This is a genomic window from Roseobacter sp. OBYS 0001, from assembly GCF_019654895.1.
In the GTDB taxonomy this organism is placed as follows: domain Bacteria; phylum Pseudomonadota; class Alphaproteobacteria; order Rhodobacterales; family Rhodobacteraceae; genus Roseobacter; species Roseobacter litoralis.
In genome coordinates, this window is record NZ_BPES01000010.1 from 13,929 (window position 1) to 37,801 (window position 23,873).

28 protein-coding genes are annotated in these 23,873 nt (G+C 57.2%); 12 read left to right on the top strand and 16 right to left on the bottom strand.

Going from position 1 to position 23,873, the window contains the following annotated elements; translation table 11 throughout:
* Nucleotides 1-6: 6 nt before the first annotated feature.
* Nucleotides 7-1,704 carry a sensor histidine kinase gene (locus K5Q35_RS16775; RefSeq protein WP_220800455.1) on the bottom strand — a complete coding sequence of 566 codons (1,698 nt, stop codon included), beginning with the start codon at nucleotides 1,702-1,704 and terminating at the stop codon, nucleotides 7-9.
* A 33-nt stretch (nucleotides 1,705-1,737) separates the two neighbouring features.
* Entirely contained in the window at nucleotides 1,738-2,439 is a 702-nt protein-coding gene (locus K5Q35_RS16780; protein ID WP_220800457.1) for a response regulator transcription factor, read from the bottom strand.
* Nucleotides 2,440-2,792: 353 nt separating this feature from the next.
* Between K5Q35_RS16780 and K5Q35_RS16785 the strand changes: the two genes are divergently transcribed.
* Complete coding sequence (locus K5Q35_RS16785; protein WP_011567637.1) at nucleotides 2,793-4,391, top strand: phosphoenolpyruvate carboxykinase; 1,599 nt, start codon at nucleotides 2,793-2,795, stop codon at nucleotides 4,389-4,391.
* A 47-nt stretch (nucleotides 4,392-4,438) separates the two neighbouring features.
* Here the strand turns inward: K5Q35_RS16785 and K5Q35_RS16790 are convergent, their stop codons facing one another.
* Together K5Q35_RS16790 and K5Q35_RS16795 are read right to left on the bottom strand one after the other, a co-directional pair.
* On the bottom strand, nucleotides 4,439-5,155 hold the full coding sequence (locus tag K5Q35_RS16790; RefSeq protein ID WP_220800459.1) for a hypothetical protein: 717 nt from the start codon (nucleotides 5,153-5,155) through the stop codon (nucleotides 4,439-4,441).
* A 91-nt stretch (nucleotides 5,156-5,246) separates the two neighbouring features.
* A complete protein-coding gene (locus K5Q35_RS16795) occupies nucleotides 5,247-6,134 on the bottom strand; it encodes a LysR family transcriptional regulator (protein WP_245538078.1) in 888 nt (295 codons plus the stop codon).
* A gap of 166 nt (nucleotides 6,135-6,300) precedes the next feature.
* Here K5Q35_RS16795 and K5Q35_RS16800 point away from each other — a divergent pair, with 166 nt between their 5' ends.
* From K5Q35_RS16800 to K5Q35_RS16815, 4 genes are all read left to right on the top strand, one after another.
* On the top strand, nucleotides 6,301-6,660 hold the full coding sequence (locus tag K5Q35_RS16800; RefSeq protein ID WP_013963248.1) for a helix-turn-helix domain-containing protein: 360 nt from the start codon (nucleotides 6,301-6,303) through the stop codon (nucleotides 6,658-6,660).
* A 253-nt stretch (nucleotides 6,661-6,913) separates the two neighbouring features.
* Nucleotides 6,914-8,599, top strand: a complete 1,686-nt coding sequence (locus tag K5Q35_RS16805) for an acyl-CoA dehydrogenase family protein (RefSeq protein WP_220800470.1) — start codon at nucleotides 6,914-6,916, stop codon at nucleotides 8,597-8,599.
* A gap of 176 nt (nucleotides 8,600-8,775) precedes the next feature.
* On the top strand, nucleotides 8,776-9,297 hold the full coding sequence (locus K5Q35_RS16810; RefSeq protein WP_220800472.1) for a TetR/AcrR family transcriptional regulator: 522 nt from the start codon (nucleotides 8,776-8,778) through the stop codon (nucleotides 9,295-9,297).
* A gap of 17 nt (nucleotides 9,298-9,314) precedes the next feature.
* Nucleotides 9,315-9,689 (top strand): META domain-containing protein, encoded by a 375-nt coding sequence (locus K5Q35_RS16815; RefSeq protein ID WP_308443352.1) that lies wholly within the window; start codon nucleotides 9,315-9,317, stop codon nucleotides 9,687-9,689.
* On the opposite strand, the gene recO is transcribed toward K5Q35_RS16815, so the two are convergent.
* The 12 genes from recO to folK all read right to left on the bottom strand — a co-directional run bounded on the left by recO (nucleotide 9,673) and on the right by folK (nucleotide 19,189).
* The gene (gene recO / locus K5Q35_RS16820) at nucleotides 9,673-10,398 is read right to left on the bottom strand and encodes a DNA repair protein RecO (RefSeq protein WP_220800476.1); all 726 of its coding nucleotides are present in this window, start codon (nucleotides 10,396-10,398) and stop codon (nucleotides 9,673-9,675) included. The genes K5Q35_RS16815 and recO overlap by 17 nt on opposite strands.
* Complete coding sequence (locus tag K5Q35_RS16825) at nucleotides 10,398-10,727, bottom strand: DUF1491 family protein (protein ID WP_013963254.1); 330 nt, start codon at nucleotides 10,725-10,727, stop codon at nucleotides 10,398-10,400. Before K5Q35_RS16825 ends, recO begins: the two co-directional genes overlap by 1 nt.
* A 45-nt stretch (nucleotides 10,728-10,772) precedes the next feature.
* Nucleotides 10,773-11,681 (bottom strand): GTPase Era, encoded by a 909-nt coding sequence (gene era / locus K5Q35_RS16830; RefSeq protein ID WP_220800479.1) that lies wholly within the window; start codon nucleotides 11,679-11,681, stop codon nucleotides 10,773-10,775.
* The gene (gene rnc, locus K5Q35_RS16835; protein ID WP_220800488.1) at nucleotides 11,678-12,364 is read right to left on the bottom strand and encodes a ribonuclease III; all 687 of its coding nucleotides are present in this window, start codon (nucleotides 12,362-12,364) and stop codon (nucleotides 11,678-11,680) included. Before rnc ends, era begins: the two co-directional genes overlap by 4 nt.
* Nucleotides 12,361-13,200: a signal peptidase I gene (gene lepB / locus K5Q35_RS16840; RefSeq protein WP_220800490.1), complete on the bottom strand. Its 840-nt coding sequence runs from the start codon at nucleotides 13,198-13,200 to the stop codon at nucleotides 12,361-12,363. Before lepB ends, rnc begins: the two co-directional genes overlap by 4 nt.
* A 191-nt stretch (nucleotides 13,201-13,391) precedes the next feature.
* Nucleotides 13,392-13,796: a holo-ACP synthase gene (acpS, locus tag K5Q35_RS16845; RefSeq protein ID WP_013963258.1), complete on the bottom strand. Its 405-nt coding sequence runs from the start codon at nucleotides 13,794-13,796 to the stop codon at nucleotides 13,392-13,394.
* Nucleotides 13,793-14,419, bottom strand: a complete 627-nt coding sequence (locus tag K5Q35_RS16850) for a LysE family translocator (RefSeq protein ID WP_013963259.1) — start codon at nucleotides 14,417-14,419, stop codon at nucleotides 13,793-13,795. Before K5Q35_RS16850 ends, acpS begins: the two co-directional genes overlap by 4 nt.
* Entirely contained in the window at nucleotides 14,416-15,165 is a 750-nt protein-coding gene (locus tag K5Q35_RS16855) for a pyridoxine 5'-phosphate synthase (RefSeq protein WP_220800491.1), read from the bottom strand. The genes K5Q35_RS16850 and K5Q35_RS16855 overlap by 4 nt, the downstream gene beginning before the upstream one ends.
* Nucleotides 15,166-15,195: 30 nt before the next feature.
* A complete protein-coding gene (locus K5Q35_RS16860) occupies nucleotides 15,196-15,870 on the bottom strand; it encodes a DUF2062 domain-containing protein (RefSeq protein ID WP_220800493.1) in 675 nt (224 codons plus the stop codon).
* Between the two features lie 86 nt (nucleotides 15,871-15,956).
* Complete coding sequence (locus K5Q35_RS16865) at nucleotides 15,957-18,113, bottom strand: bifunctional (p)ppGpp synthetase/guanosine-3',5'-bis(diphosphate) 3'-pyrophosphohydrolase (protein WP_220800495.1); 2,157 nt, start codon at nucleotides 18,111-18,113, stop codon at nucleotides 15,957-15,959.
* A 37-nt stretch (nucleotides 18,114-18,150) separates the two neighbouring features.
* Nucleotides 18,151-18,504, bottom strand: a complete 354-nt coding sequence (gene rpoZ, locus K5Q35_RS16870) for a DNA-directed RNA polymerase subunit omega (protein ID WP_013963263.1) — start codon at nucleotides 18,502-18,504, stop codon at nucleotides 18,151-18,153.
* A gap of 76 nt (nucleotides 18,505-18,580) precedes the next feature.
* On the bottom strand, nucleotides 18,581-19,189 hold the full coding sequence (folK, locus tag K5Q35_RS16875) for a 2-amino-4-hydroxy-6-hydroxymethyldihydropteridine diphosphokinase (RefSeq protein WP_220800497.1): 609 nt from the start codon (nucleotides 19,187-19,189) through the stop codon (nucleotides 18,581-18,583).
* 96 nt (nucleotides 19,190-19,285) lie between these two features.
* Between folK and K5Q35_RS16880 the strand changes: the two genes are divergently transcribed.
* The 7 genes from K5Q35_RS16880 to K5Q35_RS16910 all read left to right on the top strand — a co-directional run bounded on the left by K5Q35_RS16880 (nucleotide 19,286) and on the right by K5Q35_RS16910 (nucleotide 23,863).
* Nucleotides 19,286-19,834 (top strand): NYN domain-containing protein, encoded by a 549-nt coding sequence (locus tag K5Q35_RS16880; protein WP_013963265.1) that lies wholly within the window; start codon nucleotides 19,286-19,288, stop codon nucleotides 19,832-19,834.
* A 101-nt stretch (nucleotides 19,835-19,935) separates the two neighbouring features.
* Nucleotides 19,936-20,886 carry a 4-hydroxy-3-methylbut-2-enyl diphosphate reductase gene (gene ispH, locus K5Q35_RS16885; RefSeq protein WP_220800499.1) on the top strand — a complete coding sequence of 317 codons (951 nt, stop codon included), beginning with the start codon at nucleotides 19,936-19,938 and terminating at the stop codon, nucleotides 20,884-20,886.
* Between the two features lie 10 nt (nucleotides 20,887-20,896).
* Nucleotides 20,897-21,709 (top strand): GNAT family N-acetyltransferase, encoded by an 813-nt coding sequence (locus tag K5Q35_RS16890; protein ID WP_220800501.1) that lies wholly within the window; start codon nucleotides 20,897-20,899, stop codon nucleotides 21,707-21,709.
* A gap of 46 nt (nucleotides 21,710-21,755) precedes the next feature.
* Nucleotides 21,756-22,208: a DUF3429 domain-containing protein gene (locus tag K5Q35_RS16895; RefSeq protein ID WP_220800522.1), complete on the top strand. Its 453-nt coding sequence runs from the start codon at nucleotides 21,756-21,758 to the stop codon at nucleotides 22,206-22,208.
* Nucleotides 22,205-22,798, top strand: coding sequence for a bifunctional 2-polyprenyl-6-hydroxyphenol methylase/3-demethylubiquinol 3-O-methyltransferase UbiG (locus K5Q35_RS16900; protein WP_220800524.1), 594 nt, complete (start codon nucleotides 22,205-22,207; stop codon nucleotides 22,796-22,798). The genes K5Q35_RS16895 and K5Q35_RS16900 overlap by 4 nt, the downstream gene beginning before the upstream one ends.
* Nucleotides 22,791-23,243: a ribonuclease HI gene (gene rnhA, locus K5Q35_RS16905; protein WP_013963270.1), complete on the top strand. Its 453-nt coding sequence runs from the start codon at nucleotides 22,791-22,793 to the stop codon at nucleotides 23,241-23,243. Before K5Q35_RS16900 ends, rnhA begins: the two co-directional genes overlap by 8 nt.
* Nucleotides 23,240-23,863, top strand: a complete 624-nt coding sequence (locus tag K5Q35_RS16910) for a trimeric intracellular cation channel family protein (RefSeq protein WP_013963271.1) — start codon at nucleotides 23,240-23,242, stop codon at nucleotides 23,861-23,863. The genes rnhA and K5Q35_RS16910 overlap by 4 nt, the downstream gene beginning before the upstream one ends.
* The last annotated feature ends 10 nt before the right edge of the window (nucleotides 23,864-23,873 follow it).

A 23,873-nucleotide genomic window follows, 5' to 3' on the forward strand; every position in this document is an offset into this window, starting at 1 on the left:
CCGTGATCAGATCGGTAATCCGACAACAAATCGCGCCCCCAGTGGTTCAGACGTGATATCCGCTTCGGTCGGGCGGATGTTTTCGGCCCAGATCACACCATCATGCGCCTCCACGATTTGTTTGGAAATGGCGAGCCCCAGACCTGAGTTATTGCCAAAATGCTCATCCGGGCGCTGCGAATAAAACCTTTCGAAAACGCGCAAAAGAGCTTCTTCGGGAATGCCGGGCCCGGTGTCTTCGACAACGATAAGAACCCGTCTGCCCTTTTTGCGTGCCCATATCCGTATCGCGTCGCCATCTTCGCAAAAGGATACAGCATTCGTGATGAGATTGACAAAAACCTGAGCAAGCCGGGCTTCGAGGCCGTGCACCATAATCGGAGAATCCGGGAAATCTGTAATAAAATCAATCCCTCTGGAGTGCGCATCCTCTCCAAGATACTGCCCAAGGTTTGTCAGGGTGACAAGAACATCAAACCGCTCCGCCTCTTCCTTGACCAACTCGCTGTCGAGTCTTGATGCGTCAGAAATATCGCTCACCAGTCGATCAAGACGTCGTACGTCGTGATCAATCACATCAAGGAGTTTGTCGCGTTGATCCTCACGTTTGACCATGCGCAGCGTCCCAACGGCGGATCGCAGGGACGCGAGCGGGTTCTTGATCTCATGCGCTACATCGGCGGCAAACTGTTCGTTACCATCAATACGGTTGTAGAGCGCCGAAATCATGCTGCGTAATGCCGCGCTCAACCGCCCGATCTCGTCCGGGCGATCCGAAAGATCGGGGATTCTGATGCGCCCCGGCTTCATCTTGCGGGTATTCCTATCACGACCGATCTCGGCAGCTGCCGCTAAATCTGCCAACGGGTTCGCGATCGTAGAGGCGAGCACGAGGCTGAGCCCAACCGAAACCACGGTTGCTATGACAAACATCTGCAGCACGCGCTCCCGCTCTCCGCGCAGCAGGCTGTCTATTTCTCCTGCCGCTGTCACCACTGCGACCGCGCCAATGGCATTGCCGTTTTGCAGCACCGGCGTCACCACCGTATAAAGCGTCCCACCTGAATTGTCGGATTGGTTGCGAAACTTTGTTCCGTCTCGAAAACTCTCGTCGATCACTGGTATGATCTTGTCACTCAACGCCGTTTGATCCGCCTCAGGCAGATCGCGAATAGGGCTAGCAATAGCAGCCCACAACCACCTGAAGGCATCCGTCAGGTACGTCTTTCGGTTTGGTTCACCGGCGTCAGGCGTAACGGACAGTCGACCTTCGGTGTTTGCGATCAGCATTTTGGATCGATCATACACGAAGACTTCGACGCCGCGGCGCAGGTCGAGATTTTCGAGGGTCAGGCCTATGTCGATGCCATCACCTGTCGCAAAGTTCACCGGTGCGCCTGTTGGTAACTGAACTTCGATGACATCGGCAATCAGTTCCGCCTCAGTCACGAGAGAAGCAGCCCGCTGGAACGTCAAGGCGTCACGCGAAGAACTCAGATAGACAATGCCCGAAAACAGAAAAACAAGCGCAATCAGGTTCCACGTTATGATCTTGCGCGTCAACGGAGATGACCGCAGCGACATCCAGCCGCGCTGCCTGCGTGTCATACGCTTTTCGCTTGGCGCTTTTTTCTCAGGCGTCGTTTGATCGTCCCCCGACGCACTGGCGTCATCCTGGGACGGTGGTGGGGTCATGTCGCGCATGTCTGGGCCCCTCAACCAAAGAGATGTGGCAAGCTATTCCTCGTTGTATCTGTACCCGATCCCATAAAGGGTCTCAATCGCTGAGAACTCTTCGTCGGCCGAACGCATCTTTTTGCGCAGGCGTTTAATGTGGCTATCGATCGTGCGGTCATCCACATAGACTTGGTCGTCGTAGGCGACATCCATCAACTGGTCCCGGGACTTTACGAAACCGGGGCGCTGTGCGAGCGCCTGGAGCAAAAGAAACTCTGTTACTGTCAGCGAGACGTCCCTGCCTTTCCAGCTTACGGAATGACGCAGCGGATCCATACGCAGATCACCACGTTCAATGACTTTCGTTTCTTCGCTGTCGGCCACAATATCGCCTGCCACGGCGTCCTGACGACGTAACAGGGCGCGTATTCTCTCAACCAGCAATCGTTGCGAGAAAGGCTTCTTCACGTAGTCGTCTGCGCCCATGCGCAAGCCAAGAACTTCGTCAATCTCATCGTCTTTGGACGTGAGAAAAATCACTGGCATCGCAGATTTCTGTCGGAGCCGCTGAAGCAGGTCCATGCCATCCATCCGCGGCATCTTGATGTCCAGCACGGCCATGTCCGGCAGCCTTTTGTTGAACGCATCAAGTGCCGCCTGCCCGTCGTTATATGTCTCAACCTCGAAGCCTTCAGCTTCCAGAGTCATGGACACGGATGTCAGGATGTTCCTGTCATCATCCACCAGCGCGATCTTAGACATGAGCCAAACCCTTACATCGGTTCAATTTTTCCCGTTTTGTAGCAATCAGCATTTTCAACCCCACCGAATCAATCCTTGAAAGCGAATCAGAACTTAACGCGTCGGTAATTTGGTCATGAAATAGTTACGAATGATTAAATTATCGCGAATTGTTGCCTCCTTGAAGACTGCGTTAACCCTTTATCGCGTGATAAAACGCCTGCCTGCGACAAAGATGGCGATGATGGCGCTAACTGCAAAAACCGTCCTGTTCACGGCGTAAAACGTCATGTTATGGACCAGCAGGCAGCGCATGCTGGCCGATACAAAACTGCGACCATCCGCTGTCAAAGCGGGCATTTAGGAGAAGTAATATGACACATGGACGGGTGAACCCGGACTTTCGGCTCGAGGATCAAGGGATCACAGGGCTTGGCACTGTCTATTACAACCTGATCGAGCCTGACCTGATCCAATATGCGCTGGCCCGTGGCGAAGGGTCGCTTGGCAAAGGTGGCTCTTTCCTTGTCACCACAGGCAAATTCACCGGGCGGTCGCCAAAAGACAAGCATGTCGTCAAAACTGACTCGGTTGCCGATACCATCTGGTGGGAAAACAACAGGGAGATGTCGCCCGAGGGGTTCGACCAACTCTACACTGACATGCTCGCCCATATGGAAGGGCGCGATTATTTTGTTGAAGACCTGACCGGCGGTTCGGACCCGAAACACGCGATCAATGTGCGAATGGTCACCGAACTGGCATGGCATGGGCTGTTTATCCGCCACATGCTACGCCGCCCAGACCGCGAAGATCTGGATGATTTCATCGCTGATTTCACCGTCATCAACTGCCCGAGCTTTCAGGCGGATCCCGCGAAGCACAACTGCCGTTCAGAAACGGTCATCGCGATGAATTTCGATAAGAAACTCATCCTTATCGGCGGGACGGAATATGCAGGTGAGAACAAAAAATCCGTCTTTACCCTGCTGAACTACCTGCTGCCTGAAAAAGGCGTGATGCCGATGCATTGCTCGGCCAACCATGCGGTTGGGAACCCGGTGGATACAGCCGTTTTCTTTGGCCTGTCCGGCACGGGCAAAACGACATTGTCCGCCGATCCTGCGCGCACATTGATCGGCGACGACGAACATGGCTGGTCCGATACCGGCACGTTCAACTTTGAGGGTGGCTGCTATGCCAAGACCATCAGCCTGAACCCCGAAGCTGAACCCGAAATCTACGCCACCACAGAGAAATTCGGCACCGTCATCGAAAACATGGTCTATGATGCGGAAACCAAAGACCTTGATTTTGAAGATGACAGCCTGACAGCCAATATGCGCTGCGCTTACCCGCTGCACTACATATCCAACGCTTCGCAAGCGGCGCGGGGCGGTCACCCCAAGAACATCATCATGCTGACCTGCGACGCCTTTGGGGTGCTACCCCCCATCTCGCGGCTGACGCCTGCGCAGGCGATGTACCACTTCCTGTCCGGGTTCACATCCAAGGTCGCCGGGACAGAGCGTGGCGTGACCGAACCGGAACCGACCTTTTCGACCTGTTTCGGCGCGCCCTTCATGCCCCGCCGCCCGGAAGTCTATGGCAATCTGCTGCGCGAGAAAATCGCGACCCATGGCGCGACCTGCTGGCTGGTGAACACGGGTTGGACAGGTGGCGCTTATGGCACGGGCAGCCGGATGCCGATCAAGGCCACGCGGGGGCTTTTGACGGCAGCGTTGGATGGCTCCCTCGCGGATGCTGAATTCCGCAAGGATCCCAACTTCGGGTTCCAAGTACCGGTCGACGTCACGGGCGTGCCCGGCATCCTGCTCGATCCGCGCAGGACCTGGGACGATGCGGAAGCCTACGACCGGCAAGCCGCGAAGCTGGTAAAGATGTTCTCCGACAACTTTGAACAGTACCTGCCGTTCATTGACGAAGATGTACGCGCGGCTGCCATAAGCTGACCGCGATACCATTTTGTACGAAGCCTTCGGTCGCGTGAATGCGCGGCTTATGCAGCCAATGCATCCAGTTCGGCAGCTGGCAGATCGAGGATGAAGCGGATATCTTCGTTGCTCATGTAGACCATGACGGCTTCGACCGGTTCATCCTCGTTCTGGATGTACCAGCGCAGCGCCATCGGTTCAGCGTGCATGAACCCCATGCGCAAACAGAATCCTTTATAGGCGACCGGTTTGATCATGAAGCCGACCACATAATCCACGTTGAATTCCTTGATCGCAGAAAGCAAGGCATACCGGCCAAGAACAGTTGACAGACCAGACCCGCGGTATTGTCCAGGCGAGCCGCCTACCCATGTTTCGCCAGAGTACGCAACCCTGCCGGACATGCGCTTTGCACCAGGTCCGGGACGGTAGCGAGACCGGTCATAGTCGATATCTGGTCGCGATGGCGCAAAACCGCGAAAACTGGAGCGGAAATATTCCCCGACACTTTTTACCCCTGTCGGTAGAATACGCAGCGCTTGCGTGTGCATGATCTTGCCCGTTTCATCACGACCGATAATCCAACACGCATTTCCTTTGCCAAGCTTGTGTTGCTTGTTGTCAAAGGGATCTCCTACGACATGGTCAGGCCGCGCCTGATTAACCCAATGTCTGTATTCGTCAAAGTCATATCCCATGGTAAGCCTGACACCGAACCGGTTCAGTATCTCTGAACTGGACGCCGCAAACTTGTCTTCTGCACTCATTCCGTGAATCGCCATTAGCCCCTCCTGCGTTAAGCATTCAAGGCTGACTTTAACTCATTTTATTGGTTTTGCTGCAAAATTCGCGCAGCGGTTACAATTTACTTAACTACATCACCATGTCCTCCGGCATCTGACGCAGCATTTCGTGGGTCACTCCATTAATATGCACATCATAAGTTCTTCTAACGACCGTAATCATGGCAAAGCTATCGTCGGGATATCGCGCACCCAACAGCATCCGCTCATAAGAAATGGGCGTCATTATACCCTCATCCCCCTTCGGCAGGAGGGTGAATACGTGATCGAGTCGCACGGAGCGAGTCGCCTCGATTTCCTCATACGCATAGTTGACGAGCCGGCCAAAGCCGTCGCCACCCGGCATTTGCGCCAAGGCACTGCCGATGCTGGATCGGGCAACCTTCCACCCGAACCAGGTCACAAACGAACTATGGTCTCCAACTTCGGTGAAAAGCCAGTTTCCTTCATGGCGGCGCGATACCGTGCAATAGGGCCTTACTGCCTGAAACGCTTCATGTTCGAGCTCACCACCCGCCTGTGTCCACGCACACATTATTTCTTCGAGAATCGTTCCGGTTGACGTGAACACCTCACTGATCGGCTTTTGCTGCTGAAAATGGCACCATCCATCAGGCTCAACATGTCGTAAATATTGAAGACCATTTATCACATCAGACTGCCCGGAGAGCCACGCATCGCCCCGTGCCAGCACCTCTTCAGCCTCCGGCAAAGCGCGTTTACCTGCGTCGGTCAAATGGTACTGACGGTCTTTTACTGTAAACAATTCAACGCCTTTGGATTCCTCCAAAAGCGCGATATGCCGTCGAAGGGTCTGCCGGGTGCTGCCAAGCTCTTTTACCGCGTGACTAAGGTTGAGCGTCCGCGCAAGCGTCGTGAACGACCGGATCATCTCATGCAACAGCGCATGGCTATCAGGCGGCTTTCGCACCTGAGTAGATTGATGATTGGTGTCCATGATCCTGTTCATGACGGCAGATGGTAAATAAATCACCCACTAATGCAACATTTTTCACCCAACACCCGTAAATTTTTTATCAAAAAAAAGAAAAAGGTACTCAGTTGATCCAAAGAGTGATTCCCGCGATGAGTGAAGGCAACGAAGTAAAAGGGTTTAAAAAGTTATGTCACATCCAGTTGATGCACACGTTGGTCGCAAGCTTAAGCAGATCAGAACCATGCGCCGTTTGTCCCAGACAGATGTTGCCCGGGAGTTGAATCTGTCATTTCAGCAAATTCAGAAATACGAGATTGGCTCCAACAGAATCGCGGCAAGCCGTCTCTATGAACTGTCGCGCATTTTCGACGTCCCAACTTCCTATTTCTTCGAGGGACTGGATGCCGCAACAAAAACCACATGTGAGCGCGATCCCAGCATGGAAATCGTCACTGCATTGGCAAACATTCGTGACGACAGCGTGAAATCACGCATCGTTACGTTCATTGAAGACGTGTCCGGCGTGACAGTGGCACGACAGAGTTAAGGTTATTTAACGGTTTTGCCGGCGGGTGAGTATTTCGCCGGTGTTTTGAGGTTAGTATTCGTAACGATTAACGACCCGTGGCTTCGTGCTGCGGGTTTTTTCTTTTTATTGCGTGATCAAAAACCATCCCTGCCCGGAAAGCGCGCACCGCAGGGGAAAGTAATTTTCATCCAAAATGACCCCTGTCAACGTATTTAAGTTGCGCTGCAAGTGCGAAAGAATTAAACCGACCGAGAACGAAAAGGATGTTGATATGGCCCATGACGGACAAGACCCTTCATTTCATGTGACAGTGCTGGTGGATGACCTGCTCAAGGTGACTGCCGCGGCTGTCCCGCCGGTTGAGGCACTGCTTGAGACAGCCAAGGCAAGGGTCAGGACCAAGGTGAGCGAAAATGGCCGTGTCTCCGGCGCGCTGATCGAACAGCATCAGACAGCCGCGCATGGTCTGGCCTGGCTTGCAACCTATGCGCAATCGCTCAGGCAGATGCAAAAGTGGGCCGAGACACTCAACGCCGAGGGTAATTTCGGCGAGACGGAACGATTGATCCACCAGATCGCCTTTGGTGAATACCTCTGGCAGATCTATGGCGGCATCCAGATGAATCAGGGTGAGATCGTGCGACTGCAGGATCTTGGGCTTGATCAATCTGAAATGCGCGGCCTGATGGAACCCGCCGTGATGACCCTCACGCAATCGGGTAACACGCAGGCGGCGCGCACGCGGCTCGCCGAACTTATGCAGGAACAGTCTGCAAACACCACCGTCGGGGCTTCCGGCCTAGACGAAGAGCTGGAAATGATCCGCGATCAGTTCCGCCGCTACGCCGTCGAGAAAGTCGAACCCTTTGCCCACGAATGGCACCTCAAGGATGAGTTGATCCCGATGGAGGTTATCGACGAGTTGGCCGAGATGGGCGTTTTCGGTCTGACCATCCCCGAAGAATATGGCGGGTTCGGTCTGTCCAAAGCATCCATGTGCGTGGTTTCTGAGGAGCTGTCGCGCGGCTATATCGGCGTGGGATCCCTTGGAACGCGCTCCGAAATCGCAGCAGAACTCATCATCGCGGGCGGCACAGAAGAGCAGAAAGAGAAATGGCTGCCCCGCCTTGCCTCTGCTGAAACCTTGCCGACGGCAGTCTTTACCGAGCCGAACACCGGATCGGATCTGGGCAGCTTGCGCACACGCGCGGTGAAAGATGGCGAGAATTACAGCATCACCGGGAATAAAACGTGGATCACCCATGCGACCCGCACCAATGTCATGACGCTGCTGGCCCGCACAGACCCTGACACAACCGATTATCGCGGCCTGTCGATGTTTCTGGCGGAAAAAACCCCCGGTGATGATGAGAACCCCTTTCCAACCGATGGCATGACGGGCGGCGAGATCGAGGTGCTGGGCTATCGCGGGATGAAGGAATACGAACTCGCCTTCGACAACTTCGAGGTCAAGGGCGAAAACCTTTTAGGCGGCGAAGAGGGCAAGGGCTTCAAACAGCTGATGGAGACGTTTGAATCTGCGCGCATCCAGACCGCTGCCCGCGCCGTTGGTGTGGCGCAATCGGCCTTGGACATTGCCATGCAATATGCGCAGGATCGCAAACAGTTTGGCAAGTCACTGATCGAATTCCCCCGCGTTTCGGGCAAACTCGCCATGATGGCGGTCGAGATCATGATTGCGCGGCAGCTGACGTATTTTTCGGCCTTCGAAAAAGATGAAGGACGTCGTTGTGATGTTGAGGCCGGGATGGCAAAACTGCTGGGCGCACGGGTCGCATGGGCCGCGGCGGACAATGGGCTGCAAATCCATGGCGGGAATGGCTTTGCGCTTGAATATAAAATAAGCCGCGTGCTTTGTGACGCCCGCATTCTGAACATTTTTGAGGGCGCGGCGGAAATTCAGGCGCAGGTCATCGCGCGCCGTATTCTCGGCTGAAACACCTTCTTTTTTGGGGCGCGGGGTTGATTTTTGCTCCGCGCTCTTTCGCGCAACGGCTGTATTTTGCGCAAAACAACCGTCTCATGGGCGGGTTTAATGCCGCACGTGCAAAGTAAAGACCTGCGACTCTCTTCGCACTTGCAGCATTTTCGCTCCGGGCGTATGCCTGAATCATGAAACATCAGCGACTGAACAAACAATCATGGGTAGACAGGGGCCTTGCGGCACTGGTGCTAAAAGGGCCTACAGCTCTTGCAGCTGAACCGCTTGCGCGCGACCTTGGCACGACTAAGGGCTCATTCTACTGGCATTTCAAAGACGTACCGGATTTTCAATCGGCAGTGGTGAAACACTGGCAAGGTCAGGCTTTTGCCAAGATACTCACCGCCCTCGAAGACACAGGCGGCGCAGAGCAACGGTTGCGACGGTTCGGCAAGGAAATCCTCAATGATTCGCATGATCCTGCCATGCGCGCATGGGCCCGGTCCGATAAGTCTGTCGCCAAGGCAATTGCTCAGGTGGACACAGAACGTCTGACCTATCTGACCAATCTGCTGCGACATTTGGGCATCAAGAATGACGACTTTGCGCAAAGCTTGCTGGCAGCACTCGTCGGCCTGCCTGCCGTGACGACTAAAACAGCGGCGGCCAAATCCTTTGAAACCATGGTCGATCTTGTTCTGGCGCTCAAGTGAGGACAACCGGAGCGGTCGTGCTCGCCCTATTGGCGATCGGTGGCTGCGCCAAGGATGAAACCGTGGCGGCCTACGGCGGCGCGGATAAAGTATGGCGCGTGGTCGAGATTGACGGCGTTCCCTTTGGCGAAAATGCTACGTTGACGTTCCCAGCATCAGGTCAGATTGCCGGGGATGGGCCATGCAACGGATACAGTGCGGAAATGACAGCGCCTTATCCTTGGTTTGATGCCGGCCCGATACTGGCAACAAAGAAGCTGTGTCCGGATGCGGCATCCGAAACGCTGTACTTTGAAGCGCTTGAAAACGTGAGCTTATCCGAAGTTCTGCGCGACACGATGATCCTGTCCACGCCCGAGGGCCGCAGCATCATTTTCAAAGCCGGCGGCTGAAGGTTTCGACAAAGCGCGCGCGCGCTTCGGGCAGTGGCTTGCCGCCCAAATCCCGTGCCAGATGTTCGGTCAGAAAATACCCCGTCGTGACAAACGCCTGTGCGATCTCAGCATCCGGACCACCGCCGACCCCGCGCAAAATGGGCGGTAACGGCAACAAACGCTCCGCCCAATCACCCGCCCCTTTGGCAGACACAGCACGACCGCTTTTGGGGGAAACATAGACCAGATCATCGCGCTGGCCCGTTACCGCACATTGGTCAAGTTCAAGGGCATAGCCCATCTCATGCAACAGCTGCACCTCCCACCGCAGATAGGCCAAGGGCCAAAGGTCCCCCTCTTCCAACAGATCAAGCAATCGCTCAGTTTCAAGGTATAATGCGCGATGCGCTTCGCGCTCAGGCAGGCAAAACCCCAAAAGCGCAGTTACCGCATTTAACCCCGCGAGTGCCAGACGGTCGCCCATGGCAGCGGCGGCACGGCTGCGCACGGGTTCGACGTGAAAGCTGCCGATGTGATCTTCGAGCCGCGCGCGCCATGTCAGGTCAAGTTGCGCGCCCGGTTGCAGGATCGGCGCGATCTTGCGGCTGGTGCCGCCCCGCACCACGCCTGCATGACGACCATGTGAGGGGGTGAAAACTTCAATGATCGCAGCACTCTCACCATGGCGGCGCGTGCTGAGCAATATGCCTTCCTCGCGCCATTCCATCAGGCCAGACCGGGGGTATCGAGCAAATGCCGCCCGGCGCGATCTTCCACCTCTATGACCCAAAGGTCGGGGTCAAAGCCGCGTTGTCGCGCAATCGCAGCGTCCACTTCAGTTTCGGTATCTGTCAGGGTCAGCTCCCACGCACGGCTGTCGTGCAGCAGGTCATAGCGGCGCTGATACAGGGTGGCAGCACCATCCAATGTGTTGAGTTTCACCAAAACGCTGCCTGCCGTATCATCCCCATGCGTCACGACAAAGGCCGGAATATCCTGCAACCGCAAGCGGGTCAGATAAGCATCAACCCAAAACCGCGCCGTTAGCTGAGGCATGCACATTTGCCCTGCGCGGCCGATCTGCGAACATGCACGGTTAGATCAGGCATTGCCGTCTTTGAACTCCAAACCCATTTGCGCGTATCGTTCGGCTTCGTCCAGCCAGTTGGGCCGCACCTTGACCTGCAGGAACAAATGGACACGACGGCCCAGAAATTCCTCCAATTCTTCGCGTGCCGCCTTGGAAACCGCCTTGATCGTTTCGCCCTTGTGACCCAGCACGATGCCTTTATGGCCATCCCGTATCACATAGATCAACTGGTCAATTCGGGCCGATCCGTCTTTGCGTTCTTCCCAGCCTTCCGTTTCAACCGTCATTTGGTAGGGCAGTTCCTGATGCAGGCGCAGCGTCAGTTTCTCACGTGTCATCTCGGCGGCGATTGTGCGCATGGGCAGGTCCGCAATCTGGTCTTCTGGATAAAGCCACGGCCCTTCCGGCACCTTACCAGCCAGCCACCCGCGCAGCGCATCAACGCCGTGCCCACGCTCTGCGGAAATCATGAACGTCTCAGCAAAATCATAGCGCTCATTGAGGTTTTTGCTGAGCGCCAGCAAAACCTCGGCTTGCACCCGGTCAATCTTGTTGATGGCAAGCGCCACAACGCGCCCCTGCCCGACGTCGGCCAGACCTTCGAGGATGCGTTCAACGCCTTCGGTCACGCCGCGATGCGCTTCGATGAGCAGCACAACCACATCCGCATCCGCCGCCCCGCTCCATGCGGCGGCAACCATTGCGCGGTCAAGCCGCCTGCGTGGTTCGAAAAGACCCGGCGTGTCTACGAAAACAATCTGGCTTTCACCTTCCATGGCCACCCCACGGATGCGCGCACGCGTGGTCTGCACCTTATGGGTGACAATCGATACCTTCGCCCCGACCATTCGGTTGAGCAAGGTCGACTTGCCCGCGTTGGGCTCTCCGATCAGTGCCACAAATCCCGCACGTTTACTCATCCGCTTGTCTCCAGTTTCGCCAACAAGGCCTGTGCCGCAGCTTGTTCAGCCTGCCGCTTTGACCCGGCCGTGGCCTGATCCGTTTCTCCGGTACTGAGCTGCACGGATATTGTGAAAATCGGTGCGTGATCCGGGCCTTTGCGATGCACCTCTTCGTAGCGGGGCGGTTGCAGTCCGCGCGCCTGCGCCCACTCCTGCAGCGCTGTTTTTGCATCACGCGCATCTTCTTCGACCTCATGCACCCGATCGCCCCAGAGCCGCAGGATCAAGGCCCGCGCCGCATCAAAGCCCGCATCCTGATACACAGCCGCAATCACCGCTTCGATCGCATCCCCCAAGAGTGCCTGCTTGCGCCTGCCACCCGATAGCATCTCAGAGCGGCCAAGGCGCAGAACCGCCCCAAGGTCAATCTCGCGCGCGACATCAGCACAGGTCTCTTTACGTACCAAGGCATTGAAACGCGGAGCAAGCTGGCCTTCGGTCGCGTCATTGTCGAGCCCCAGCAGCGCCTCGGCCATGACCAGACCAAGCACCCGGTCGCCCAGAAATTCCATGCGCTGATTGTCACCACGGTTTGCCGTCGACATGGAAGCATGCGTCACCGCCTGCGCCAAAAGCGAGGGTTGGTTAAACTGATGCCCCAACCGCTTTTGAAAAGCCTTCAGTTCCGCAGAGAGTTTCACTCCACCCTCTTAAAGAAACGATCACTGCGCCATGTCCAGAAAAACAACATGGACCGTCCAGCGGACGAGAACATGACCCTGTCCGCGCGACCAATCAGGTTTTCGTACGGTACAAAGCCGACGCCACGCACCTGCCGCGCCAGACGGCTATCGGCGGAGTTGTCGCGGTTGTCGCCCATAAAGAAGTAATGCCCCTCAGGCACCGTATAAACACCCGTCCGATCAGACGCCTGCGGCCCGATGTCCAGCACGGTATGGCTGACACCATTTGGCAACGTCTCAATCGCGCGGGCCTTGAGGCAGTCGCCCCCGTCGCCGACCGGCCCATTGGAGCAGCGCGGCCTTCGCCCTTCGGGGCCCTGCGGCTCCATCACCTCGACAAAGTTCCCTGCGGGTTCCTGCGGGGCTTCCTCACCATTGATGTAAACGATGCTATTGCGCATCTGCACCGTATCGCCGGGCAAGCCGATCAGACGCTTGATGTAATCGCGCCCCGACACCGGATGGCGGAAAACGATCACATCGCCGCGCTCGGGCTCGCCGCCCAGAATCCGCGAGTTTTCACCGTCCAGAAATCCGCAGATGTTCTTTGCATCCACGTTAATTCCAAAGCGCGGCATGATGATGCTGGGGCAGGAGGCGTAGGAATAGCCGTAGGCCATTTTATTCACAAAGAGAAAGTCACCAACCAGCAGGGTTTCCTTCATTGAACCCGATGGAATCCAGAAGGGCTGAAAGAACAACGTGCGGAAAACACCGGCAATCAGCAGGGCATAGACAATCGTCTTGATCGTCTCGACAATCGCGTTTCCGGATGTCTCTTCTTTGGCGGCCATTTGGGCAGGCTCCATCAATTTGTTTGGCTCGTAATGAGGGGGGCGCGGGGCACTGTCAAGACAGGCCCACACAACGTTGAGTGAGTTTGCCCTGCGCGCTCCCAAGCGACGCAGTTCGAAATGCCACGGTTCACACTGATACTGTGCCGATCTGCGCCGGTACTTTTACATTGGGGGTGTAACGGCTGCTTTCAGCTTTTGACGGGCAAGGCCTCGATCACCACAAAGGCCTGCGCCCACGGGTGGTCGTCGGTCAGCGTTACATGGATGACGGCCTCATGACCGGGCGGGGTCATCGCCGCCAACCGCTCTTGCGCCCAGCCTGTGACATGCATGACGGGCTGGCCGGATTTGAGATTGGTGACCGACATGTCCTTCCACGCGATCCCCATGGCAAGGCCAGTGCCCAGAGCCTTGGAACACGCCTCTTTTGCCGCCCAGCGTTTTGCATATGTGCCAGCAACATCGCGCCGCCGTTCCGCCTTGGCCTGCTCGATGTCGGTAAAGACGCGGTTGCGAAACCGATCCCCAAAGCGGTCGAGTGTGCGTGCAATACGTTCAATATTCGCGAGGTCCGTCCCGATGCCGAGAATCATGCCAGCCGTGCGGTCAGAATCTTCAGGCTGGCAAATGCAAACAACAGACCAAACGCCGCCTCGAAACCGCGCTTGGCGCGCGTATATGCCCGCGCAATCGGTGCCGCCGAGAATAATATCGCATAGCCGAAAAACACGAAGCTGGACGCACAGATCAAAGCTGCAAACAAGCTCCAGACGGATGCAGGGCCTGCGCCGGGTGCCAATGCGATAGCGTAGATTGCGCCCCATCCCAGGACTGCTTTGGGGTTGGTCAGATGCAGCATCAATCCTTTCAGGAAGAGTTTGCGCGCCGCAACCGGCGGAATTTTTACCTCGCCTCCGCGCCAGGCTGAGCGCAGAGACTTCAGCGCAAGATACATAAGATAGGCGGCACCGAGGTATCGAATGACTTCAAAAAGCCATGCGTTATTCATCATGATGGCGGAAAAACCCAGAGCCGCCGTAATGCCCCAACAGGCCGAACCGACAACGATACCCGCAGCCACCGTGAGTCCGGCCCGACGCCCCAACTGCATCGAGGTGCCGGAAATGGCCAGCGTCGCCGGTCCGGGGCTGCCGCCGCCAATGACCCAGCCCAGCAGGATAAGTGGCAAAGGCAACAAGAGCATCGTGTCCGTCATGCCCGCGCCTCATCCATGAGACGGCGCATTTCCGCAATCGCAGGCTCCAACCCCAGAAAGATCGACTCGCCAATCAGGAAATGGCCAATATTCAATTCGAGCACCTCAGGAAAGGCGGCAACGGGCTGCACAGTGTCATAGGTCAGCCCGTGACCCGCATGCACCTCCAGACCGAGGGAATCGGCAAACTTTGCCATTCCCCTCAGACGCTCCAGTTCAGCATCGCGCTGTGCGAAATCCCCTTCGGCATGGGCATCGCAATAGGCACCGGTGTGCAGCTCGATTACCTCGGCCCCGATCCGGTGCGCAGCCTCGATCTGGCGTTTTTCTGCGGCGATAAAGATCGACACCCGGCACCCGGCCTCGCGCAAGGGTGCAATGAAATGGGCCAGCACGTTTTCCTCGCGGGCGACTTCAAGGCCACCCTCGGTCGTGCGCTCTTCGCGCTTTTCGGGCACAATGCACACCGCGTGCGGTTTATGGCGCAAGGCGATCTGTTGCATCTCATCCGTGGCCGCCATCTCGAAATTGAGCGGCACGCTCAGCACATCCATCAGCCCTTCGATATCCGCATCCGAAATATGACGACGATCTTCGCGCAGATGCGCGGTAATGCCATCCGCGCCTGCTTCTTCGGCAATCCGTGCCGCGCGCAGGGGATCAGGATAGGCACCGCCGCGCGCATTCCGCACGGTCGCCACATGGTCAATGTTCACGCCAAGGCGCAGTTTTCTCTGATCGGACACCACTGGCCCTCCCCTGATATTGCGGCCGGATCATTGCCCGGCGGGCGGACGCTCCGCTTTTCGTTTCGCTTCTGCTTTCGCAGCCGCCTTGGCTTTGATCGCTTCAAGTTTGCTTTTGATCAAACCCTTGCGTCGCTTTTGATATACGCGGATGAGCGGCACTGACAAATGGTAGCACAGCGCGCCAAAGAAAATACCCGACACGAACCCGCCGACCATGTAGGGAAAGAAAATCTCGTCATAGAAAACCCGAAGGTGCGACCAGTCTGCGGTATCATCCGTGAACATCGCAACGAAGTTGTGATGCAGATCCGCCGCCGCATCCGCGAACTTGCCGCCAAAGGAGCGGTGAATGCCCTCATCAACCGGATCCCCGAGGATCCAGTGACCCGAGGACAAAGCGGCCACACCGATGGGCACATAGGTCAGCGGGTTGCCAAAGAACGTGGCCATCAATGACGCGATCACATTGCCGCGCATCACGAAGGCCAGACCCGCCGCGATAAAAAAGTGAAAACCGTAAAACGGCGAGAATGACGCGAAAACACCGGCAAATATACCACGCGCGATCCGTTCGGGGCTGTCAGGCAGCCTGCGCATCCGGTGCTTGACGTAATGAAATGCACGGGTCCACCCACCCCGTGGCCACAGAGCTTCAAGCACAGCACGCGGCCAGCTTTTGGGATCTCTGCGTTTAAAGACCAACTGTGGCGTCCTTACTCAATTCTTGTACAGGGTGGCGCGTGCCATTCATCCCAAAATTATGACGACCCGATGACCGCGATGCGACATCAGGCAGGTGTTTCCGATGTATCATGCGCCATATTTCTATACCGCGATACGGAGGCAACATCGCTCTCTGCCTCCAGCGTGAGCATAAGGGAATGAAGATGCGCCACATCTCGAAGCTCTACATAGATCAATATCAGGAAATAATCAGGCTTTCTGTCGACAAATTGTAAATCTGAAATATTCGCTCGGGTTTCACCGATCAATGTGCAAATTCGCCCCAGTGTCCCTGCATCGTTGTTCAGGGTGAGCTCAATCGTCGCCCCGTAGACTGCAGGGTGCGCACCTTCGTGCCAGCGCAAATCAAGCCACCGGTCAGGCTGGGCCTCATACGCACTCATCCGGTCGCAATCAATCGCATGCACGACGACGCCGCGCCCTTTGAAGGTAATCCCGACAATCCGCTCGCCCGGCAGCGGCTGACAGCAAAAAGCCCGCTCAAAAGACTGCCCGGGCGACAGACCTATCACAGCGCGTTTCGCATCAACTTTTGCGCCCTCCTTGGGCACAAGCTCGGGGTACACAGCCTGCACGACTTCGCGTCCGGTAATCTCGGCACTGCCAAGACGGGCGAGCAGGTCAATGCGGTCATCGCAGCGCATGTTGCGCGCTGCCGTCGAGAGCGCCTTGTCGGTCGCTTTGCGGCCCACGTGCTCAAATGCAGAGCGTGCAAGTTCCCGCCCCAGTTTGACGAACCGGGCCCGGTCTTCCTCGCGCAGCGCACGCCGGATGGCGGATCGCGCCTTGCCCGTTACCGCAATATCGAGCCACGTCGCCTGCGGGCTTTGGCCTTCGGCGGTGATCACCTCGACCGACTGGCCGTTTTTCAAACGCGTCCAGAGCGGGACGCGCATGTGATCAACCTTGGCCCCCACACAGGCCATGCCAATGCGCGTATGAATCGCAAAGGCAAAGTCGATGGGCGTGGCCCCGCGCGGCAGCTTCACGACTTCCCCTTTGGGCGTGAAACAGAAAACCTGATCCGAATACATCTCAAGCTTGACCGCTTCGAGGAAGTCCTCATGATCTTCCTCGGCGTCAAACTGCTCGGTCAGGGTGCTGATCCATTTCGCAGGATCGACCGCGAAAGGGTTATTGCTGCGCACACCGTCCCGGTAGGACCAATGCGCCGCCACGCCGGTTTCGGCAACATCGTTCATCTGAACAGTTCTGATCTGAACCTCGACGCGTTTTCCGTCGCGCCCGGATACGGTGGTATGGATCGAACGATACCCGTTGGTTTTGGGCTGACTGATGTAGTCCTTGAACCTGCCCGGCACAGCCCGCCACCGCTGATGAATGGCCCCCAGTGCCCGATAGCAGTCTTCTTCGTTTTCCGTGATGATGCGAAACCCGTAAATGTCCGAAAGCCGCGCAAAGGACTGGTCCTTTTCCTGCATTTTACGCCAGATCGAATAGGGCTTTTTGGCGCGTCCGAAGACTTCGGCCTCTACGCCGGCTTTGTCCAACTCAAGCCGCATGTCACCGGTAATGCGCTGGATCACATCGCCCGTTTCTTTTTGCAGGTTGATGAAGCGGCGGATGATCGAGGCGCGCCCCTCCGGATTGAGCACCCGAAACGCGAGATCCTCAAGCTCTTCGCGCATCCATTGCATCCCCATACGCCCCGCCAGCGGCGCATAAATATCCATGGTTTCACGTGCCTTCTGGGCCTGCTTTTCCGGCTTCATCGCGCGGATGGTGCGCATGTTGTGCAGCCGGTCCGACAGCTTGACCAGAATAACGCGCAGGTCTTTCGACATGGCCATGAACAGCTTGCGGAAATTTTCGGCCTGTTTGGTCTGCGAGGAATTGAGCTGCAGATTGGTGAGTTTGGTCACGCCATCGACAAGCTCGGCGATCTCACTGCCAAAGCGCGCGGCAACCTCGGAGTAGGACGCTTGTGTGTCTTCAATCGTGTCATGCAGCAATGCTGTGATCAGCGTTGCATCATCCAGATTCTGCTCCGTCAGGATCGCTGCAACAGCCACCGGATGATTGAAATACAGCTCACCCGAGTGGCGCAACTGTTCCGCATGCATCTCGCGGCCATAGTCATAGGCCGCGCGAATCAACTTCTGGTTGGTTTTTGGATTGTAGCGCAGGACGAGCGACACGAGGTCATCGGCGGATATTTCCAAATGATCGCCGTCCTTCATGTCATCCGCCTCTCACGCCGGATCAGGCGGGCTGTGCTCAGCCCTGCCCTTGTGCCGCCATCAGTTGACGCAGCAGCATCTCTTCGGACATGCTGTCTTCTTCCGGCTTGTCCTGTTCGGCACCCATCAGCAACGCCATTGCGTCCTCTTCGGGTTCATCAACCTCGATCTGATGCTGATTGCTCTCGATCAGGCGCTCGCGCAGATCGTCGGCACTTTGGGTTTCATCGGCAATCTCACGGAGCGACACAACCGGGTTTTTGTCATTGTCACGGTTCACCGTGGGCGCAGACCCAGCTGAAATTTCGCGCGCACGATGTGCCGCGAGCATCACAAGCTCGAACCGGTTTGGAACTTTATCAACGCAATCTTCAACTGTGACGCGGGCCATGAAACATCTCCATCAGACAGAGTAGGGGCGGAAGTGTGTTATTTAAGTCGGTTGCCACCGCTTTACAAGCAGAGAATTACAGCTCATGGACTTCGTTTCTGAGGTCTTCCGGAAGGGCTTCAACCATCTCATTGACGCTCATTCCCGTGATGGGATGACGCCAATCCGGCGCAACATCGGCCAGTGGGATCAAGACAAAAGCCCGCTCATGCAGGCGCGGGTGCGGCAGGATCAACCGCTCCGGCGATTTGGTCATCTGTTGTTCAAGCGGCAACTGCGCCCAGTGATCATATGTCCCGCGATCAGGCAAAACCTGATCCGCCATCGCGATCAGATCAAGGTCCAGAGTACGCGGCCCCCAACGCTTGGTCCGGGTGCGCTTGAACAGTGATTCAATCTCATGAAGATGGCTCAAAAGGTCGGCTGCATCCAGTTCCGTTTCAAGGGTGAAGGCCGCATTGACAAAATCCGGGCCGGATCCCGCCGGGAAGGCATCTGTGCGAAACAGCCTGCTGAAAGCCCGAATCGTTCCAACCTTAACGGGAAATTCTTTCAATGCATTCAGTACGGTATCGCGTGGGGTTCCGTTGCGTAACCCTTGGTTTGACCCCACGGCAATTAGTGCAAGTGACCGTAATTGTGGCGATTTTCTGCCAATTTTCCCCTGTCTTGTCACTTGCGGCACAGTTAAAAAACCCTATTTTGTTCAATTGTCGGGTGCAGAAATTTTATCACAACATTTTACGAGCACCAGCGCCTGACTAATCGAAAGGACACTTAGATGTTTTACAAGGACGAACGGCTTGCGCTGTTCATCGACGGCTCGAATTTGTACGCGGCTGCCAAATCACTGGGGTTTGACATCGACTACAAATTACTGCGTCAGGAATTCATGCGTCGCGGGAAGTTGCTGCGCGCATTTTACTACACGGCGCTGCTCGAAAATGACGAGTATTCCCCGATCCGCCCACTCGTGGACTGGCTCAATTACAACGGGTTCACGATGGTTACAAAACCGGCAAAGGAATACACCGACAGCATGGGCCGCCGTAAGGTCAAAGGTAACATGGACATTGAGCTGGCCGTCGACGCCATGGAACTGGCACCGCGGGTTGATCACATCGTGTTGTTTTCCGGCGATGGCGATTTCCGTCCGCTGATCGAGAGCCTTCAACGCTCTGGCGTGCGCGTGTCTGTCGTGTCGACGATTCGCAGTCAGCCCCCGATGATTTCTGACGAGTTGCGCCGTCAGGCGGACAATTTCATTGAGCTCGACGAACTGAAAGACGTTATAGGTCGCCCTCCGCGCGAGTATAACGAGGCAAGTTAAATGAAAACCGTTTCAGAGGGGGACCTGCGTTGCGGCATGTCACCCTCTGGACGCAGCCGCGTCAAACCCTTACCTCTGAGACATCTGATCCGGAGTAAGACATGACGAAACCGCCCCTGACCCTCTATCTTGCAGCCCCGCGTGGTTTTTGCGCAGGCGTTGATCGTGCGATCAAGATCGTGGAACTGGCGCTCGATAGATGGGGCACGCCCGTTTATGTCAGGCATGAAATCGTGCACAATAAATTCGTGGTGGACGGGCTGCGCGCAAAAGGCGCCATCTTCGTCGAAGAGCTGTCGGAATGTCCTGACGACAGGCCCGTGATCTTTTCCGCCCATGGCGTGCCCAAATCCGTGCCGACCGCGGCGCAGGCGCGCAACCTGGTCTATGTGGATGCCACCTGCCCCCTTGTCAGCAAGGTGCATATCGAAGCGCAACGCCACGCAGACAACGGGCTGCAGATGATCATGATCGGCCATGCAGGCCACCCCGAAACCGTCGGCACCATGGGTCAGTTGCCCGAAGGCGAGGTCCTGTTGGTGGAAACCCCTGAAGATGTGGCAACCGTCGAGGTAAGAGACCCCGCGAAACTGGCCTATGTCACGCAGACCACCCTCAGCGTTGATGACACCGCCGATGTGGTCGCCGCCTTGCAGCAGCGTTTTCCATTGATTGTGGGCCCGCACAAGGAGGACATCTGCTATGCGACCACCAACCGACAGGAGGCCGTCAAGGCCATGGCCCCGAAATGCGACGCGATGCTGGTTGTCGGGGCACCCAATTCGTCAAACTCGCGCCGCCTTGTCGAGGTTGGCGCACGGGCCGGTTGTCAATACGCGCAGCTTGTCCAGCGCGCCACGGATATCGACTGGCGCGCCCTTGATGGCATCAGCAGCATTGGCATCACCGCCGGGGCATCTGCGCCAGAGGTCTTGATCAACGAGGTGATCGCCGCGTTTGACGCACACTATGATGTGACCCGAGAGATGGTCGAGACTGCGGTCGAAAACGTGGAATTCAAAGTGCCGCGTGTCTTGCGCGAACCGGCCTGAACCGCGCCGCATGTCCGCCAGACAAGACATCTTTGGCTCCCCCGATCAGCAAGCGCTTTTGGGCCGGGGGCGGGCCCTGCATGATCTGACCCATGGCAACGCCGGCTACACCTACTATGGCCGGACCGTTGGCATCGTCAGCCCGGACCGTGCCCCCTTTGCGGAACTGGTGTCCATGACACGGCTGCAAGGGGCCAGCCATTTTGCCCATGTGCAAAACGATCAGATGCCTGCGCTTGTGCAGCAGCTCAAACCCCATGACCTGAGCGCTGTGCAGTATGCACGCTGGGTCGGTGACGCCTCTGCTTTGCAGACCGCACGCGAAACCGTCACCAGCAAACAGCTGCCCAATGGTATCACCAGCCACTGGCTGACGGACGAAAGCGACAACCCCCTGCGCGCATCTTTGGCAAGCGCTGCACTGGCTTGCGGCGTTCTGCCACCAAACCTCGCCGTGTTGAGCGGCGCGCTGCAACCGGGGCTGTGCCGCATGGCCGTCACGGATCAGGGCGAGGTCGTCTCCTGTGCGGCCGCCGCCTCCTATATGCACCCCGATCACCCTGACGGGCAGGTCGAATGCTGGTGGGGCATGCTGTCCACCGTGCCGGACTGGCGCGGTTTCGGGCTGTCTTTGCGCCTCGGGGCCGAGGTGATGCTTGAGATGGCGCGCAGATACGGCTTCACGCGGTTTTTCACCGGAATCGAGCCCGGCAATACTGCTTCCGAGGTGGTCTGTACACGGCTCGGCCTGACCCTCACGGACTCCAGCACGCTGTCGGTGGCGGACCCCGGCCAGTTGAGCGGCGGGCGCATGACAAAGTGATCACAGCCTCTTGCCTTGGGCGGCGCTCAGGCTCATGTTGCCGCGCATGAAATCGATCCCCTTTGCACCGCTCATCCTTGGCCTCGCCGGCCTCATTCCCTTCGTCTGGGGGGCCGCGACCTATCTGGTCGAGCCGCTGGCCCAGTGGGGCGTCCGCGCACTCGGCCCGCGGTTTGTCGGGCCCTACATACAGCTTTTCTACGGCACGGTGATCCTGTCCTTCATGTCGGGTGTGCTATGGGGCTTTGCCACCAAGGCGCAAGGCGCGCGCGCGGCCACCGCTTACACGCTGTCTGTGATCCCTGCCCTTTGGGCTTTTTTCATGTCAGGTGGCGGGCCGACCGCCGCCGCAACCAATCTGATTTTCGGGTTCCTCGGTCTCCTGATCCTTGATTTTGCCTTTTCCATTTGGGGCCTGACGCCAAGGTGGTGGATGTCCCTGCGCATTTTGTTGACCAGCATCGTGGTCGCATGTCTGGCCGTCGGAGTATTCCTGTGAGTGATGATGAAACCCTCTCCGTCTATGCGGCCAAAGCGGGTGACTATGCCAATCTGACCGACGATGCCGCCGCTCAGGACCCAAGCCTGATCGCCTTTATCGCGGCCATGCCAAGGCGCGGGCGCGTGCTTGATCTGGGCTGTGGTCCGGGTGGATCAGCTGCCGTAATGGCGCAAGCCGGGCTTGTCGTGGACGCCTTTGACCCTGTCCCTGAAATGGTGGCACTGGCCGGGCGCCACGCTGGTGTGAGCGCCCGCGAGGCCGGTTTCGAGGATGTAACACAGGTCGATCACTATGACGGGATCTGGGCGAACTTCTCGCTGCTCCATGCCCCGCGCGATGACATGCCAAAGCATTTAGCCCGGATCGCGATCGCCCTGAAACCCGGCGGGCGGTTTCATATCGGGGTCAAAACCGGCACGGGCAGTAAACGCGACACTTTGGGCAGGCGTTACACATATTATAGCGAAAGCGAGTTGGTTGGCCTGCTGGCCGGGGCGGGGCTCACGGTATTTGATCGCCGCGAAGGCTGCGACACAGGTCTGGATGGCGTTGATGCCCATTGGATTGTACTGGCCGCCCATGCCTGAGTTATTCGCCTATACTGACGGTGCCTGTTCGGGCAACCCGGGTCCCGGCGGCTGGGGCGTTTTGCTGCAGGCGAAAGAGGGCGACAGGCTGGTCAAAGAGCGTGCGCTCAAGGGCGGTGAAGCACATACCACCAACAACCGTATGGAGCTTTTGGCCGCCATCAACGCGCTGGAATCCCTCAGTCGCGCCAGCACGATTACCATCGTCACTGACAGCAACTACGTCAAAAATGGCATCACCGGCTGGATTCACGGCTGGAAGCGAAACGGCTGGAAAAATGCCGCCAAAAAACCCGTCGCGAATGCAGAACTCTGGCAAAGGCTGGATGAGGCCAACGCACGTCACGACGTCACTTGGAAATGGGTCAAGGGGCACGCAGGGCACGCGGAAAACGAACGCGCAGACGAATTGGCGCGCGCGGGCATGGCGCCGTTCAAACCATGAGCGTGATCGGTTTCCTTGACTACGCGAGCGTGTTTATTTTCGCCTTGACCGGTGGGCTGGCCGCCAGCAGGCAGCAGTTGGACATCGTGGGCTTTGCCTTTATCGCCTGCCTCACAGCGGTGGGCGGTGGCACGCTTCGGGACCTGCTGCTGAACCGGGATACGATTTTCTGGATCGCACAGCCAACCTACATCGGTGTAGCTTGTGCCGCCGCCTTGGTCGTATTTGTCACCGCGCATCTGTTTGAGAGCCGTTTGAAAACGCTGATCTGGCTGGACAGTTTCGCACTGGCGGTGGCGGTGTCAGCAGGCACCGGTGTCGCGCTGGCGCTAGATCAGCCCGCACTGGTGGTGGTCCTGATGGGGACAATCACGGGCTGCATGGGCGGGCTTTTGCGCGATGTGGTGTTGGATGATGTACCGGTGGTTCTGCGTCAGGGCGAGCTTTACGTGACAGCCGCCTTTGCAGGCGCAACCGTGGCTGTGCTGACCCGGCCTCTCTTCGCGGAGCCTCTTATCGCACTGGCGCTATGCTCCGGGGTTACATGGGCGTTGCGCGCAGGATCACTTGCCTTTGGCTGGCGCTTGCCTGTTTATAAAAGCAGGCCACCCCGACAGTGACAACCACTTC